The sequence below is a fragment of the Paraburkholderia sp. BL25I1N1 genome, from assembly GCF_003002025.1.
Taxonomy (GTDB): domain Bacteria; phylum Pseudomonadota; class Gammaproteobacteria; order Burkholderiales; family Burkholderiaceae; genus Paraburkholderia.
Genome location: NZ_PVZB01000017.1, coordinates 109,388 through 124,744, shown reverse-complemented (window position 1 = coordinate 124,744; position 15,357 = coordinate 109,388). Strand labels below are relative to the sequence as shown.

Annotated in this window: 16 protein-coding genes; 5 read left to right on the top strand and 11 right to left on the bottom strand. The window is 62.3% G+C overall.

From position 1 onward, the window contains the following. Positions 1 to 65: 65 nt before the first annotated feature. Positions 66 to 1,376, top strand: coding sequence for an ATP-binding protein (locus B0G73_RS25125; RefSeq protein ID WP_106283936.1), 1,311 nt, complete (start codon positions 66 to 68; stop codon positions 1,374 to 1,376). Next, complete coding sequence (locus B0G73_RS25120; protein WP_012431409.1) at positions 1,373 to 1,915, top strand: response regulator transcription factor; 543 nt, start codon at positions 1,373 to 1,375, stop codon at positions 1,913 to 1,915. Before B0G73_RS25125 ends, B0G73_RS25120 begins: the two co-directional genes overlap by 4 nt. Positions 1,916 to 2,056: 141 nt before the next feature. On the opposite strand, the gene hslU is transcribed toward B0G73_RS25120, so the two are convergent. From hslU to B0G73_RS25075, 9 genes are all read right to left on the bottom strand, one after another. Continuing rightward, complete coding sequence (gene hslU / locus B0G73_RS25115; protein ID WP_106283935.1) at positions 2,057 to 3,403, bottom strand: ATP-dependent protease ATPase subunit HslU; 1,347 nt, start codon at positions 3,401 to 3,403, stop codon at positions 2,057 to 2,059. A gap of 9 nt (positions 3,404 to 3,412) precedes the next feature. Continuing rightward, complete coding sequence (gene hslV / locus B0G73_RS25110; RefSeq protein WP_106283934.1) at positions 3,413 to 3,949, bottom strand: ATP-dependent protease subunit HslV; 537 nt, start codon at positions 3,947 to 3,949, stop codon at positions 3,413 to 3,415. A gap of 473 nt (positions 3,950 to 4,422) precedes the next feature. After that, on the bottom strand, positions 4,423 to 4,842 hold the full coding sequence (dksA, locus tag B0G73_RS25105; protein ID WP_012431412.1) for an RNA polymerase-binding protein DksA: 420 nt from the start codon (positions 4,840 to 4,842) through the stop codon (positions 4,423 to 4,425). Positions 4,843 to 5,519: 677 nt separating this feature from the next. Further along, positions 5,520 to 6,608 (bottom strand): GTP-binding protein, encoded by a 1,089-nt coding sequence (locus tag B0G73_RS25100; protein WP_106283933.1) that lies wholly within the window; start codon positions 6,606 to 6,608, stop codon positions 5,520 to 5,522. A gap of 202 nt (positions 6,609 to 6,810) precedes the next feature. Further along, complete coding sequence (locus tag B0G73_RS25095) at positions 6,811 to 8,013, bottom strand: class I SAM-dependent rRNA methyltransferase (RefSeq protein WP_106283932.1); 1,203 nt, start codon at positions 8,011 to 8,013, stop codon at positions 6,811 to 6,813. 93 nt (positions 8,014 to 8,106) lie between these two features. Further along, complete coding sequence (xerC, locus tag B0G73_RS25090) at positions 8,107 to 9,030, bottom strand: tyrosine recombinase XerC (RefSeq protein ID WP_106283931.1); 924 nt, start codon at positions 9,028 to 9,030, stop codon at positions 8,107 to 8,109. A gap of 39 nt (positions 9,031 to 9,069) precedes the next feature. After that, positions 9,070 to 9,792, bottom strand: a complete 723-nt coding sequence (locus B0G73_RS25085; RefSeq protein WP_106283930.1) for a DUF484 family protein — start codon at positions 9,790 to 9,792, stop codon at positions 9,070 to 9,072. Between the two features lie 57 nt (positions 9,793 to 9,849). After that, positions 9,850 to 10,737, bottom strand: coding sequence for a diaminopimelate epimerase (dapF, locus tag B0G73_RS25080; RefSeq protein ID WP_106283929.1), 888 nt, complete (start codon positions 10,735 to 10,737; stop codon positions 9,850 to 9,852). 94 nt (positions 10,738 to 10,831) lie between these two features. Then, complete coding sequence (locus tag B0G73_RS25075; protein WP_106283928.1) at positions 10,832 to 11,716, bottom strand: lipid A biosynthesis lauroyl acyltransferase; 885 nt, start codon at positions 11,714 to 11,716, stop codon at positions 10,832 to 10,834. A 277-nt stretch (positions 11,717 to 11,993) separates the two neighbouring features. Between B0G73_RS25075 and metK the strand changes: the two genes are divergently transcribed. Further along, positions 11,994 to 13,184 (top strand): methionine adenosyltransferase, encoded by a 1,191-nt coding sequence (gene metK / locus B0G73_RS25070; RefSeq protein WP_106283927.1) that lies wholly within the window; start codon positions 11,994 to 11,996, stop codon positions 13,182 to 13,184. Positions 13,185 to 13,365: 181 nt separating this feature from the next. On the opposite strand, the gene B0G73_RS25065 is transcribed toward metK, so the two are convergent. Further along, positions 13,366 to 13,731: a hypothetical protein gene (locus B0G73_RS25065; protein ID WP_106283926.1), complete on the bottom strand. Its 366-nt coding sequence runs from the start codon at positions 13,729 to 13,731 to the stop codon at positions 13,366 to 13,368. On the opposite strand from B0G73_RS25065, the gene B0G73_RS25060 reads away from it, so the two are divergent. Together B0G73_RS25060 and B0G73_RS25055 are read left to right on the top strand one after the other, a co-directional pair. Next, the gene (locus tag B0G73_RS25060; RefSeq protein WP_106283925.1) at positions 13,730 to 13,945 is read left to right on the top strand and encodes a hypothetical protein; all 216 of its coding nucleotides are present in this window, start codon (positions 13,730 to 13,732) and stop codon (positions 13,943 to 13,945) included. The two genes, B0G73_RS25065 and B0G73_RS25060, sit on opposite strands and share 2 nt — an antisense overlap. A 245-nt stretch (positions 13,946 to 14,190) precedes the next feature. Next, the gene (locus B0G73_RS25055) at positions 14,191 to 14,952 is read left to right on the top strand and encodes a phytanoyl-CoA dioxygenase family protein (protein ID WP_106283924.1); all 762 of its coding nucleotides are present in this window, start codon (positions 14,191 to 14,193) and stop codon (positions 14,950 to 14,952) included. Positions 14,953 to 15,032: 80 nt separating this feature from the next. Here B0G73_RS25055 and B0G73_RS25050 read toward each other — a convergent pair whose 3' ends face one another. Further along, positions 15,033 to 15,239, bottom strand: coding sequence for a DUF3185 family protein (locus B0G73_RS25050; RefSeq protein ID WP_106283923.1), 207 nt, complete (start codon positions 15,237 to 15,239; stop codon positions 15,033 to 15,035). Between the last annotated feature and the right edge of the window lie 118 nt (positions 15,240 to 15,357).

Sequence of the window (15,357 nt, the reverse complement as noted above, 5' to 3'; positions counted from 1 at the left end):
TGTTACCGACGCAAGGCCGCGAGGTAAGTCGGACTAGTCCGAACAGGTAAATTAAAGTTAAAGTCATGCACCGAATCACCAACACTGGCCGCGTCAATCTCGGGCATCTGTTCTGGCTGCGCAGCCTTGCGATCATTGGCCAGTTGATGACGATTGCGTTCGTGCAGATTTTCATCGGCGTGCACTTGCCGCTGCCCGCCATGCTGCTGGTGATCGCGCTCGAAGTGATCTTCAACGGAATTACATGGTGGCGTGTCTCGCAGCAGCGCCCCGAATCCAACATGGAATTGTTCGGCCAGATCTGGGTCGATCTGGGCGCGTTGTCCGCGCTGCTGTTTCTCTCCGGCGGCACCACCAATCCATTCGTTTCGCTTTATCTGCCGTCGCTCGCCATCGCCGCGGCCGTGCTGCCGTGGCATCTGATGGCGTGGCTCGCGGCGTTCGCCGTGGCCTGTTACGCAGTCCTCGGTTTCGATTCCGTGCCGCTGAATCTCGACAATCCGGCGAACCTGTTCGACTACTACCGAGCCGGCATGTGGGTGAACTTCATGGTCAGCGTTGGCCTCATTGCATGGTTCGTTGCGCGCATGTCGCGAGCATTGCGACTACGTGACGCAGCGCTCGGAGACGCGCAGCAGCGCTTGCTTCACGACGAACGCGCGGTCGCTCTGGGTGTGCAGGCCGCTACCGTCGCGCACGAAATCGGAACGCCGTTGTCTACAATTGCCATGTTGTCCGAAGAATTACGAGATGCAGCGCGTTCAGATAAGGGACTTGCACCTTATAGCGCCGATCTCGAATTGCTCGAACAGCAGATGACCCTGTGTACGTCGGCGCTTGCACGCTTGCGCAGCCGGGCATCGACAACGACCAACCGGCAGCAGGTCGGCGAGTGGCTCGAATCGTTTGCCGAGCAGTGGCGCTTGCGTCATCCGCATGTGAAGTTCGAGCGGGTTGGCGTGCCGCCGGCGGATGTCAGTCTTGACGATACGGTGGCCGTGAGTCAGATTCTCACGATTTTGCTCGACAACGCCGCGCGTGCAAGCCGCGATCACGTGACGCTGTCCTGCGCGCTGGGGGCGCGCGGCGACCAGATCGTCTTCGAAGTATGTGATGCGGGCCCCGGCATTCCGGCCGCGTTGCGCGGCTCGCTCGGAGCGATGCCGGTCGAGAGCACGCAAGGTGGGCACGGTGTGGGCCTCTATCTGGCTTTTTCGGCGGCGGCGCGTCTGAATGGGTCGATCGAACTGACCGATGTCAGCGCGATCAAGCCGCGTGGCACGCGCGCGGTCCTTAAGCTGCCGCTCGCCGGACGCAAATTTTCTGGCAAAGGCCGTCTAGGCGCTGCGCCATCCAACACGGAGAAACAGGCATGAGCGATATGAATTTTCTGGTGATCGACGACGATGAGGTGTTCTCCGGCATCCTCGCTCGTGGGCTCACCCGGCGCGGCTACACGGTGAGCGAGGCGCACAACGCGGATGAGGCCATCAAGCTGGCAAATCAGCAGAAGTTCAGCCAGATCACGGTGGATCTGCATCTCGGCAACGACTCAGGTCTCACGCTCGTCGCACCGTTGCGCGATTTGCAGCCCGACGCGCGCATGCTGGTGCTGACGGGTTATGCGAGCATCGCCACCGCAGTGCAGGCGGTGAAAGACGGTGCGGATAATTACCTGGCCAAACCTGCCAACGTCGAGACGATTCTGTCGGCGCTGCAAAGTGAAGCGAGTGCGCTGCAAGCTGAAGAGGCGATCGAGCATCCCACGCCGTTGTCGGTGGCGCGTCTGGAGTGGGAGCATATTCAACGCGTGCTCGCCGAGCACGGCGGCAATATTTCGGCTACCGCGCGCGCGTTGAACATGCATCGTCGCACGCTGCAGCGCAAGCTGGCGAAGCGGCCGGTCAAGCAATAAGAGCCTCAATTCAATTCCGCCTGCCGTAGGCAAATAAAAAAAGGGCTGCCAGATCAAAGGCAGCCCGTTTTCTTATACGCCTTGCATCTGTTCCGCCTCAAGCCGCGAAAGCAACGGAACGAGGCAATCCCCGCAACGACATCACAGCACGTAGCGTGACAGATCCTCGTCTTCCGCCACTTCATTCAGCGCGCGATCGACATAAGCCGCGTCGATCTGCACCGTCCGGCCCGAGTGATTGCCGGCCGCGAACGAGACTTCTTCGAGCAGCTTTTCGATCACCGTGTACAGACGCCGTGCGCCGATGTTCTCGGTCTTTTCGTTCACCGAGTATGCGATCTCGGCGAGGCGGCGGATACCGTCGTCGGCGAATTCCAGGTGCACGTCTTCGGTGGCGAGCAATGCCTGGTATTGCTTGACGAGGCTCGCATCCGTGGAAACCAGGATCGATTCGAAGTCGTTCACCGAGAGCGAGTCCAGTTCGACGCGAATCGGAAAGCGGCCCTGCAGTTCCGGAATCAGATCGCTCGGCTTGGCCAAATGGAATGCGCCGCTCGCAATGAACAGAATGTGATCGGTCTTCACCATGCCGTACTTGGTGTTGATCGTGGTGCCTTCGACCAGCGGCAGCAGATCGCGCTGCACGCCCTGACGCGAAACTTCACCGCCGCCGGCTTCGTTGCGCGAGGCGATCTTGTCGATTTCGTCGAGAAACACAATGCCGTTCTGCTCGACGTTCTGCACAGCCTTGGTTTTCACCTCTTCGTCATTCAGCATCTTGCCGGCTTCTTCGTCGGTGAGAACTTTCAGTGCTTCTTTCACCTTCAGCTTGCGGCGCGTTTTCTTGCCGCCGCCGATGTTCGCGAACATCGAACGGATCTGCTCGGTCATGTCTTCCATGCCCGGCGGCCCCATGATGTCCATGCCGACTTGCGGCTGTTCCACGTCGAGCTCGATTTCCTTGTCGTCGAGCAGGCCTTCGCGCAGACGCTTGCGGAAGGTCTGGCGTGTCGTGCTGCCTTCGTCGACGGTATCAGCCGCGCTCGAACTCGCGCCGAAGCCGACGGGCCGCGCGCTCGGCAGCAGAATATCGAGGATGCGGTCTTCGGCCTGATCTTCGGCCTTGGTCCGCACTTTGCGCATTTCCGTTTCGCGCGTCTGCTTGACGGAAATTTCGATCAGGTCGCGCACGATGCTGTCCACGTCACGGCCCACGTAGCCGACTTCGGTGAACTTGGTGGCTTCGATCTTGATGAACGGCGCGTCGGCCAGTTTCGCCAGACGCCGCGCAATTTCGGTCTTGCCGACGCCGGTCGGTCCGATCATCAGAATGTTCTTCGGCGTGATTTCCTGACGCAGCGGATCTTCAACCTGCTGACGGCGCCAGCGATTGCGCAGCGCCACCGCCACCGCTTTTTTCGCGCGGCCTTGGCCAATGATGTGTTTGTCGAGTTCCGAGACGATCTCGGCAGGGGTCATGGTGCTCATCGTGGGTCCTTACTCGATCGTCTCGATAACGCGGTTATGGTTCGTGTAGATGCACATGTCGCCGGCAATCTCCAGCGACTTCTCCACGATTTCACGGGGCGACAGGTCAGTGTTGTGAGCGAGCGCGGTCGCGGCGGCTTGCGCATAAGCGCCGCCGGAACCGATCGCGCAGATGCCGCCTTCCGGATCGAGCACGTCGCCGTTGCCGGTGATGACGAGCGTGGTCGTGGCATCCGCGGTGATCAGCATGGCTTCGAGACGGCGCAGCATGCGGTCGGTGCGCCAGTCTTTGGCGAGTTCGACGGCGGCGCGCGTGAGATTGCCCTGATGTTTTTCCAGCTTCGCTTCGAAGCGGTCGAGCAGCGAGAAGGCGTCGGCCGTGCCGCCGGCGAAGCCGACCAGCACCTTGCCGTTATAGATGCGCCGGACTTTCTTCGCACCGCCTTTCATGACGATGTTGCCTAGCGTCACCTGGCCGTCGCCGCCGAGCGCGACTTTGTCGCCGCGGCGCACGGAGACGATCGTCGTGCCGTGAAATTGCTCCATATGCGTTCCTCTTTGCAAAACGGGTAGGACGCGGCAGCGCACTGCGCTACCGCATGAATCCTGAAAGCGGACGGCGCGCGACGCTAACCAACCGGCCGGCGCGCGCTCGTGCAGCGCATGTCCGATTTATTTTAGGGCGTGCGCGGTCATATCAAGAGCCGGCAAATGGCATAAGACAAAAAACACGTGAATTGGTGCGGCGTGCCCGTCCGCGCGGCATCATGCGGCGCGGGGTCGGGATAGCATGAAGCCCGGTCGCGGGCCGGCAAATGGCATAGGACAAATACAGATGAGTTCGGACGCGAACGCGGTGGTTACGCCGATAAGGAGGTGTCGAGGCAAGGTCGAAACCGTCTGCACCACGGCAATGCCTCAGATATGCGTCACACAAAAGAAAAAGGCGCACGGCTCACCGTGCGCCTCTCGACGAAGCAGCGTTTCAGGGCGCGGAGCCGAAGCCGCGCCGCAAGCGTTCAGTCGCCGAACAGCTTCTGGCGCAGTTCGCGGCGCTCCTGCGCTTCGAGCGACAGGGTGGCCGTGGGCCGTGCGAGCAGACGCGGGATGCCGATCGGCTCACCGGTTTCTTCGCACCAGCCGTAGTCGCCCGAGTCGATGCGCGCGATGGATTGCTGCACCTTCTTCAGCAGCTTGCGCTCGCGGTCGCGCGTGCGCAGTTCGAGCGCATGCTCTTCCTCGATCGTTGCGCGGTCGGCCGGGTCCGGCACGATGACCGTTTCGCGCAGGTTCTCGGTCGTCTGGCCGGCATTGCGGAGAATATCCGCCTGCAGTTGTTCGAGCTTGTTCTTGAAGAAGGCGAGCTGATCCTCATTCATGTAATCCTTGTCGCTCATCTTCAGGATTTCGGCTTCGGTCAAGAGTCGTTTCGTCGTCATCTGGCTTACTTCTTCAATGTGAGGCAAAACTCTTACATAGTGCCCGCATTTTCGTATTGCCCGCAAATGCGCCTCGAAGACGCTGAGCGCCAAGGCGGGCACGGACGGTGGGCTGTCGTGACGCCGAAGCGCCTGGCGCCCACACGCCGGGCGTCGCAACGCTAATGCGGGGCCGAACTCCTCTGGAAACCGATTCTCAAATGCTCCTGAGGCATTGCTTGCCGACAGCGCGCCTTTTCAGGCGCTGCCAGCCGGCATTGTCGGCGTATCGTCCGGATAAGATTTTCCGGCGCCTTTCAGGCCCGTCGCGGGATACGCGCTGACCGGGCAATTCGTTGTCATTCTCCAGTGGGCACGTATTGTAACTGAACCACAATCTAGCGCCGCAAGTGGTGAAAATCCCCGTACGGCACCCCGATATCCCGAAAATATAACGCGCGCACGACCAAAAAGCGATGGTCGTGCACGCTTTAATACAGCAGGGTTTTCACGCGCTTTTCATACGCGCGACTTTTCAGTGAGCTTTCGGCCGTCGTTAAGGCGGATTCAGCAGATGATTTGGCCGGCGCGCGCTTTGCGCATATTTACATGCAGGCATTAGCACGGCGCATGCCGCGTCGCACGGCTCCCGGTCTGGATAAACGGCAAGCCCCGGACAAGCCGGGGCTTCGCATTTCTTAGGCGAGGCAGGCGTCCAGTCCGTCGGTGATCAGGTCTTGCGGCAGTTCGATGCCGATAAACACCATCTTGTTGGTCTTCTTCTCAATGGGCTGCCATTTGGCGGCCAGATCGCTGCCCATCATCTGATGCACACCCTGGAACACCACCTTACGGTCGACGCCCTTCATATAGAGCACGCCCTTGTAGCGCAGCAGGCGCTCGCCATAAATCTGCAGAATGCCGCCAAGAAAGTCTTCCAGCTTGTTCGGATCGAATGGTCGATCGCTGCGGTAGACGAATGATTTGATCTTGTCGTCATGATGCGCATGATGGTGATGCGCGTGATCGTGGCCTTCGTGATCGCATTTGCCGTGGTCGTGATCGCAGTTGGCGTGATCGTCATGGGTGTGGCCGTGCTCGTCATGCGCGTGAGCGTGGCTGTGCGCATGCTCGTCTTCCACGAGGAAGTCCGGATCGATCTCGAGCTTCGAGTTCAGGTTGAACCCGCGCAGGTCGAAGATTTCCTTGATGTCCGCTTCGCCGAAATTGACCACCTTGATGGCCGCGCGCGGGTTCATATGCAGCAGGCGGTGGCGGAGATCGGCCAACTGGTTTTCATCGACCAGATCCGACTTCGTGATGAACAGGCGGTCGGCGAAACCGACCTGGCGCTGCACGACTTCGTGTTCGTCCAGCTGGTGGTTCGCGTGCTTCGCGTCGACCAGGGTGATGATCGCGTCCAGCAGGAATTCATTGGCGATCTGGTCGTCCATGAAGAACGTCTGCGCAACCGGGCCCGGATTGGCGAGGCCGGTGGTTTCGATCACGACGCGGTCGAAATCCAGCTTGCCTGATTGCTTCTGCGCCGCCAGATCGCCCAGCACGCGCGACAGGTCGCCGCGAATCGTGCAGCAGATGCAGCCGTTGCTCATCTGGATGATCTGCTCGCCCGTGTCCTGCACGAGGATTTCGTTGTCGATGTTTTCTTCGCCGAACTCGTTCTCGATCACGGCGATCTTCATGCCGTGCTTTTCATTCAGGATGCGCTTGAGCAGGGTGGTTTTGCCGCTGCCGAGAAAGCCGGTCAAGATGGTGACTGGGATCATGTGGGTCGCCTGTATGGTCGTGTAACGGTGCGTAATCGGGTGAATAAGCGAATGCGTGTGCGGGGCGCGCAGCCGGGTGGCGCGCTGCCCTGTCCAGGCGGTTATTGAAACATATCTGTCAAGGCGACGCTGGCGGACCCTGGTTCGCGTCCGCTTTCGCCCAGGCGTCCGGCGCCGGAAACATTCCTGAAACTATGGGCGATCAGGCGATTTGCAACAGCAGGCCCTTCAGGTATTCGCCTTCGGGGAATGCAGTGAGCAATGGGTGATCCACCCCGGCGCCGAGCCGCTTGAGAATGCGGGCGTCCACGCGCGCGTCGGCGGCCGCGCCGGAGACGATCTTCTGGAAAAGCTCGGCGTCGATCGCGCCTGAGCACGAATAGGTGAAGAGCAGGCCGCCCGGGCGCAGCAGCTTCAGGCCGGTCAGGTTGATGTCCTTGTAAGCGCGTGCCGCACGGTCCACATGCTCGCGCGACGGCGCGAATTTCGGCGGATCGAGCACGATCAGGTCGAAGCGCTCGCCTTCGTCGTGAAGGCGGCGAAGCGTTTTGAACGCGTCGGCGTCGAGCCAGGTGGCGCGCTCGGCGTCGAAGCCGTTGGCCGCGACGTTCTGTTGGGCGATCGCCAGTGCGTCGCCCGACGAATCGATCGACACCACGCGTTTGGCGCCGCCTTTCAGCGCCGCCAGCGAGAAGCCGCCGGTGTAACAGAAGCAGTTCAGCACCTCGCGATCCTGCGCGAGCTGCTGCACGAGCAGGCGGTTGTCGCGCTGATCGACGTAGAAGCCGGTCTTGTGGCCATTGCGCACGTCGACGTGATAGCGCACGCCGTTTTCGCTCGCGATCAACGCTTCCGACGGCTCTTCCCCCGCCAGCACGCCGGTGATCTGCTCAAGTCCTTCCTTCTGACGAATCGACACGTCCGAGCGTTCGTAGACGTTTGGACAGCCGGTCGCGCCAGTCAGCGCCGCGACGATCGCTTCCTTCCACGCCTCTACGCCCGCCGCCATGAACTGGCAGACGAGTTGGCTGCGCTGGCCTTCGTCCTCGGCGATGTAGTGATCGACGATCAAGCCCGGCAGCCCGTCCGCTTCGCCAAAAATCAGCCGCACCGCGCCGGTGTCGTGGACCATCGTCTGACGGTGCGCGAGCGCGCGCTGCACGCGGCGCTTGAAGAACGCGTGATCGATCGGCTCGCTTTCGTCGAAGCTCCACACGCGGGCGCGGATCTGCGAGTGCGGGCTGTACGCCGCGCGCGCCAGGAAGCGGCCGTCGTGCGCGCGCACCAGCACGGTGGCGCCGGGCGCGGGATTGCCGTCGATCCGGTCGATCGCGTTGGCATAAACCCACGGATGGCGGCGCAGCAGCGACTTTTCTTTCGACGGTTTGAGCGTAACGGTATTCATCAGGGTGTCAGAGAGAGCAATGGGCCGCGCGGCACAGCGCACGCAGCAGGTAAGGCGGAGGCGGAGACCGTACGCCGCGAATCGACCGCGGAATCAGTCGCGTTTTTTGGCGCGCGGATGCGCCCGATCGTAGACGTGCGCGAGATGCTGGAAATCGAGCGCGGTGTAGACCTGTGTCGCGGTGATGCTCGCGTGGCCGAGCAACTCCTGCACGGCGCGCAGATCGCCGCTCGACTGCAGCACGTGCGTGGCGAACGAATGCCGCAGCACGTGCGGATGCACATTGGCGGGAATGCCGGCGACCAGCGCCGCGCGCTTCACACGCTCGCGCACGACGTTCGGCGACAGGCGATTGCCGCGCGCCGAGAGAAACAGCGGATGCGGATCGTGCTTCACCATCTGATCGCGGACGGCGAGCCAGGCGCTCAAAGCTTCCAGCGCCTTGCTGCCGACCGGCACGACGCGGCGCCGGTTGCCCTTGCCGAGCACTTCGACTTCGGCGGAATCGAGCTTGAGCCAGCCGGCCGAGCGATAGCCGTCGGCATCGGCGAAACGGGCGTCGAGCCCGACCAGTTCCGCGAGTCGCAGGCCGGACGAGTAGAACAGTTCGAGCATGGCGTGATCGCGCAAACCTTCGGGCGATGCGGTGGGCGGACTTTCCATCAGGCGCGTGGCGTCGTCGACGGATAGCGCTTTGGGCAGCGGTTTGGCCTGCTTCGGCGCGCGCACGGTCGCGACTGGATTGGCCGGCAGATCGACGCGGCCGGCGAACCAGCGGTAAAACGCGCGCCACGCCGACAGCCGGTGGCTAATCGAGCGCGCCGTCAGGCCGCCTGCATGCGCACGCGAAACGGCGCCGCGAATGTCCACGGCTGTGAGGCTTTCGAGCGGCCGGCCTTTGGCCAACTGCCTGAGTTCTTCCAGTTCGTGGGCGTAGCCGCGCAGCGTATGCGCCGAGAGCCGCCGCTCGTGTTCGAGATTCGACAGATAGGCGGCGATTGGGTCGGCGGCGGTCACGGTGGTTTTTCGAGCGGCTGGCGCGGAGCTGAGTGCGGCTCAGCGCGGCAGCAGACGGCTCAGCGCCGCGCTGGCCAGCGCGCCGATCTGTGTGAGGAAATCGGTGGCCATGCCGTCGTGGAAGCGGCGTGCGTCTGCCGAACCCATCACCAGCAGGCCGAAGGTCGGCGCTTCTTCCTTGCCCTCCGGATCGCGCAGCGCGAGCAGCGCGATCGATTCGGTTGCGTGCGCCGGCTCGGGCGCTGCGTGGCCGGCCGAGCCCTCGTCGCTTACCGTGGCCACGGAGGGCACCAGCCACTGCGCCGCCTCGAAGCCGGTATTCGCGCCGCAATACGGCGTGGTCAGGCTGTTAGCGAAAATGCGCACTTCTTCGCCGACATGGCGCGCGAAGTCGGCCTGGGCGTACGGCTCGGCCACATCCCACACGCGCAGCGCAGCTTGCGGCACGTCGAAGATGTCGCGCAAACCGGTGGCGATCGTGCGCGGCAGCGCATACGGATCGCGCTCGGCCATCACGCGAATGGTCCAGCGGTTGAATTTCGACGCGATGCTGTCGTTCTCGTGGCCGTAGCGCAGGAGTTCGGCGAGGCGGCGTTCGAGGTGCTTGTTCTTGTCGCGCAGCATTTCCATCTGCCGTTCCTGCAGCGACACCGCGGCTTTGCCGTGCGGGTTCGCGAGGCGGATCGTCGCGAGCATTTCCGCGTGTTCGGCGAAGAATTCAGGATTGGCGAGCAGGTATTCGGCGACTTCGCGATCGTTCATGGTTTCGGCTAGAGGACTACGGGGCGACGCCTTGGGGCGGCGCATCGGTCAATGAGTTTAAGCGGCCTGTGAATCGGCTGATGAATCGGCCAGTTCGATTTCGCCTTCGAAGACGGTCGCGGCAGGGCCGGCCATTAGCAACGGCTGGTCCGCTTGCGCGGCGTCCCACGTGATGGTCAGTTTGCCGCCGTGTGTGTGCACGAGCACCGGCGCGTCCAGCAGCCCGCGCCGGATGCCGGCCGCGACGGCCGCGCAGGCGCCCGTTCCGCACGCCAGCGTTTCACCCGCGCCGCGTTCGTACACGCGCAGCTTGATCTCACTGCGCCCGACGATCTGCATGAAGCCCGCGTTCACCCGCTGCGGAAAACGCGCATGCCGTTCGATCACCGGGCCTTCGACCAGCACGGGAAACACTTCCACGTCGTCGACTACTTGCACGGCGTGCGGATTGCCCATCGATACCACCGAAATCCAGCGTGTCGTGCCGTTCACGTCGAGCGGCCAGAGCGTGTCGGCGCCCTCGCGGCGGCCTTCCAGGCCTTTCGTGGCGAACGGCACGCGTTCCGGGTCGAACATGGGCGTGCCCATGTCGACCAGCACTTCGCCGTTTTCCTGCATGGTCAGCGTGATGGTGCCCTTTTGCACCTGCACGCGCACGCTGCGCTGATCGGTGAGGCCCCTGTCGCGCACGAACTTGACGAAGCAGCGCGCGCCGTTGCCGCAATGCTCGACCTCGCCGCCGTCGCAATTGAAAATGCGATACCTGAAATCGACGCCGGCCACCGTGGGCTTCTCGACCAGCAGCAACTGGTCGGCGCCCACGCCGAAATGCCGGTCCGCGAGCGCGCGCACCTGCGCCGGCGTCAGGTTGACCGGTTGGGTGTAGCCGTCGAGCACGACGAAGTCATTGCCCGCGCCGTGCATTTTGGTGAATTTCAGTTTCATCACGCTATTGTAAGTGACCCGCCCACAGGTGGACCTGAACGCCGCGTTATTTCCGTGTTCGGGCGCTTGCTTCGCACACCGCGAAGGCGGTCGCTCAATACACGCTCGGTTGACCCGGCGGCCGGGTCTTGAAGCGCTTGTGGACCCAGTAATACTGCTCGGGCATCAACGGAATCTGCTCTTCCAGGAAGGCATTCATGCGACGGGCGTCGGCGTCGTCGTCGCCGGTCGGATAGTTCTCCCACGGCTTGAACACCTTGAGACGGTAGCCTTTGTAGTTCGGCAGCACCTCGCCGATGAACGGCACGACCTGCGCGTGGCCGACCTTGGCGAGACGTCCCACGGCGGTCAGCGTACACGTCGGCACGCCGAAGAACGGCACGAAGGTGGAATTGCGCGCGCCATAGTCCATGTCGGCGCCGAGCATGACCGGCTTGCGCTCGCGCAGCCAGCGCAGCACGATGCGCGCGCTGTCGGCGCGGCTCGCCATATCCGCGCCGAAACGCGCGCGCGCCGCTTTGGCGATTTCTTCCAGCTCCGGGTTCGACATCGGCTGATAGAGCGAGCCGCATTGGCGCTTGAGCGAATAGTTGAGGAAGATCGAGCCGGCCTCGATACCCACGAAGTGAAAGCCGAGAAACAGCGTGGGCGGCAGATTCGGATCCGTCAGATCGATCGCGCTGTCGAGCTGGATCAGCTTTTCGAGCTTCTTCGCCGAGCCGAACCATTGCACGCTGCGCTCGAGGTAGCTGCGGATCGCGTGTCGGAAATGCTTCTGCGCGACGTCATCGCGACGCTCGTCGCTCCACTCGGGAAAGCACAGTTTCAGGTTGATATGGACAATGCGTTTGCGCCGGCTCGGGATCTGATAGAGCAGCCAGCCGAGTCCGTCGCCAATGCGAGCGATAAGACCATAAGGCAACAGTGCAAACAGTTTCAGCAGCGCGATCGCGAGTTTGGCGCCATAGCGGCTCAACATGCCGCCCCCTGAAAAAAGGCGCGGCACAGGACGGGCTTCAGAAAAGCGGAAAAGTTGACGTAATACCGCACTCTTGGACACTCTGTGACAATCATAAGAAGTCGCTATAATAAGGGCTTCGCCGAGTTAATAGACAACTTGCGGGGCGAAGCCGGTGGCTGCAATCCATGTGATTTGCGCCGCCTGGTCAGGTAATCCGCTAAAGCGTCGCCGCTTCAAGGCTCCCGAAGCTGGCTACGTGAAACTCAACCGTAACCACACAACAGGAGTCTGCAACGTGGCAAACGACTATCTCTTCACTTCCGAATCCGTTTCCGAAGGCCATCCCGACAAAGTCGCGGATCAGATTTCGGACGCCATTCTCGACGCCATTCTCGCTCAGGACAAATACTCGCGTGTCGCCGCGGAAACGCTGTGCAATACGGGTCTCGTCGTGCTGGCGGGTGAAATCACCACGACCGCTAACGTCGATTACATCCAGGTCGCGCGCAACACGATCAAGCGCATCGGCTACGACAATACCGACTACGGCATCGACTACCGCGGCTGCGCGGTGCTCGTCGCGTACGACAAGCAATCGCCGGACATCGCCCAAGGCGTGGACCGCGCGCACGACAACAACCTCGATCAAGGCGCGGGCGACCAGGGCCTGATGTTCGGTTACGCGTGTGAAGAAACGCCGGAACTGATGCCGCTGCCGATCCACCTGTCGCACCGTCTGGTGGAGCGTCAGGCGAATCTGCGCCGTGACGGCCGTCTGCCGTGGCTGCGTCCGGACGCGAAGTCGCAAGTCACCGTGCGTTATGTCGACGGCAAGCCGCATGCGATCGACACCGTGGTGCTGTCCACGCAGCATTCGCCGGATATCGATCTGGGCACGCTGCGCGAAGCCGTGATCGAAGAAGCCATCAAGCCGACGCTGCCGGCCGAACTCATCAAGGGCGACATCAAGTTCCTCGTGAACCCCACGGGTCGTTTCGTGATTGGCGGTCCGCAAGGCGATTGCGGATTGACCGGCCGCAAGATCATCGTCGATACATACGGCGGTGCCGCACCGCACGGCGGCGGCGCGTTCTCGGGCAAGGATCCGTCCAAGGTCGACCGTTCGGCGGCTTATGCCGGCCGTTATGTCGCGAAGAACATCGTGGCCGCAGGCCTCGCGTCGCGCTGCCTGATTCAGGTGTCGTACGCGATCGGCGTCGCCCAGCCGACGTCGGTGATGGTGAACACGTTCGGCACGGGTCGCGTGTCGGACGCGACCATCACGCGCCTGGTGCAGGAGCATTTCGATCTGCGTCCGAAGGGCATCATCCAGATGCTTGACCTGCTGCGCCCGATCTACGAGAAGAGCGCGGCCTACGGTCACTTCGGCCGTGAAGAGCCGGAATTCACGTGGGAATCCACGGACAAGGCATTGGCGCTCGCCGAAGCCGCCGGTACGGAACCGGTTGCCGCGCTGGCCGAATAAGCGCGAGCCGTCCGTTTCAGAAAAAACCCCGCTGGCGTGAGCCAGGCGGGGTTTTTTCATTTTGCGTCGGTTGCTTTGCTGCGCAGTCGACTGGCAGCTTCAACGGCTGCGAAGTGTTCTCGCATCAGCGCAGCCATTGCAGCCGTGCCGATTCGGAAACGTGCTGCGTTCTCTAGTCGCCTTAACGGCTCGCAAACGCGAACGCGAACCAGCCGGTGCTGCCATTCGTCGACATGCGACGCGGACGACGGCTCGTGTTCTGCGGCACGGCGACGGGGGCACGCGGCGCGGTGAGGCGCAGCGGCGTCGGTTTGCGCAGCAGTGTGCGCAGCGAAAAACGGCGCGAGCCGCCTTGCACACGCAAGGCGGAGAAGAACGTGTTGAACCAGGTGCGAATGCCGTCGACAGCTCTGGCATCGCGCCATTGTTCGCCGAGCGCGCGGGTGCGGGTGGCGTGATGGCGCAGCGCGCGCACGACATGGCGGCGCGCGGGACGCGCTGCTTTCAGCGCGGCGCGGGTAAGACGAGTGCTCAGGAGAGTATGCATGGCTTCACAAATAGGCAACGTGTCGCGCGACGGAATGTGCGCCAAGACGAGCACCAAATGTGCCAATGGCGGTGTCGCGATGGACGGCGCGAAAGCCTGGAATTCGACGGAAAAGTGCACGGTGTACGGCGGAGTCGGCCTCGGCGGCCTGTACGCGGCGCGGAAGTGCGGGAATAACGATCAACATGCAGCGCAGGTTACACGCGATTCGTGACGTCATAAAGTCCGTTTTTACCCTGCGAATACGGGTTTTACGGGGTAGATAGCGGTTTGCGGCGGTTGGATCGCGCCCTTTGCGGTCGATTTTCGTGCGTGCCTGCCCATTCGAAGTGCCGCAACATCGAGCCAAGCGCATGAAAGTAGTGCGTAAGGTGCGGTTTCTCGCGGGTGAAACGGCACACCTTGGGATCGCGCCCGCTTTACAATCTTGCATCGGCTTGTCGACAGTAACGGAACACCATGTCACTTCATTCCAAGAAAGAGCAGATTCAGACGTTGCGGGAGCAGGGCTTTGTCGTGGTGCCCGGATTGGTGTCGCCCGAGCGTTGCGATGAATTCAGGCAGATTGCGCAGCGTCAGTTGCAGGAAGCGGCCGCGCCGATCGAGTTCGAAGCGGATCTGCAGTATCCCGGCGCGCCGACCTCCAAACACGCGCCCGGCGGCCATACGGTGCGGCGGTTGCTGGATGCTTATGGCCGTCATCCGAGTTTCGCGCAATGGGCGACCGCGCCGGAGATTCGCGGCTGGATGGAACTGTATTTCGGCGAGGAGCCGCGTCTGTCGCGCGCGCACCATAACTGCATGATGACCAAGCATCCGGCGTATGGCAGCTTGACCGGCTGGCATCGCGACGTGCGGTATTGGTCGTTCGAGCGGGACGATCTGGTATCGGTGTGGCTGGCGGTCGGCTCGGAAACGGTGGATAACGGCGCGCTGTGGCTAGTGCCGAAGTCGCACAACGCCGCGTTCACTTCCGACCGGTTCGATCAGGCCAAATTTTTCCGCTCCGATCTGGAAGAGAATCAGGAGTGGATTCGCGCCGCGGTGTCGCCTGAACTCAAGCCCGGCGACGTGGTGTTTTTCCACTGCAATACGCTGCATTCAGCCGGCAAGAACATCAGCGATCAAGTGAAGTTTTCGCTGGTGTACACCTATCACGGGGCGAGCAACGTGCCGTTGCCGGGAACCCGTTCGGCTGCGAAGCCCGAGGTGGCGTTTTAGGCTTTCCGGATTTGTGATGGCGGCGCTTCGGGTCCAGAGACGCGAAGCCCGAAGCACCTCGCCGCGCATCGCGCACGCCGTTAGCGCCGCCGCCCCGACAAACCCATTCCCGTCAGGCCGGCGATCGTAGCGACGACGCCGCCCACGATCAGCATGATCGCCTTGTTGGACGGCGAACCGGTAAAGACGCGCGAGACGTCGCTGCTCACCGAATTGAACGCCTGCCCGCCGAAATACAGCAGCACGATACCGCCGACAATCAACGCGATGGAAATCGCCTTCGTCATCTATCTCTCCCCTGAGCTCGAGTCGGGCAAAGTGTAGGGGAGCCGCAGGCGATCGTCCATCCCGCATACTGGGTGTCTGCATGCATCACGTCGATTCGCTACCATAGCGGTCTGGCTG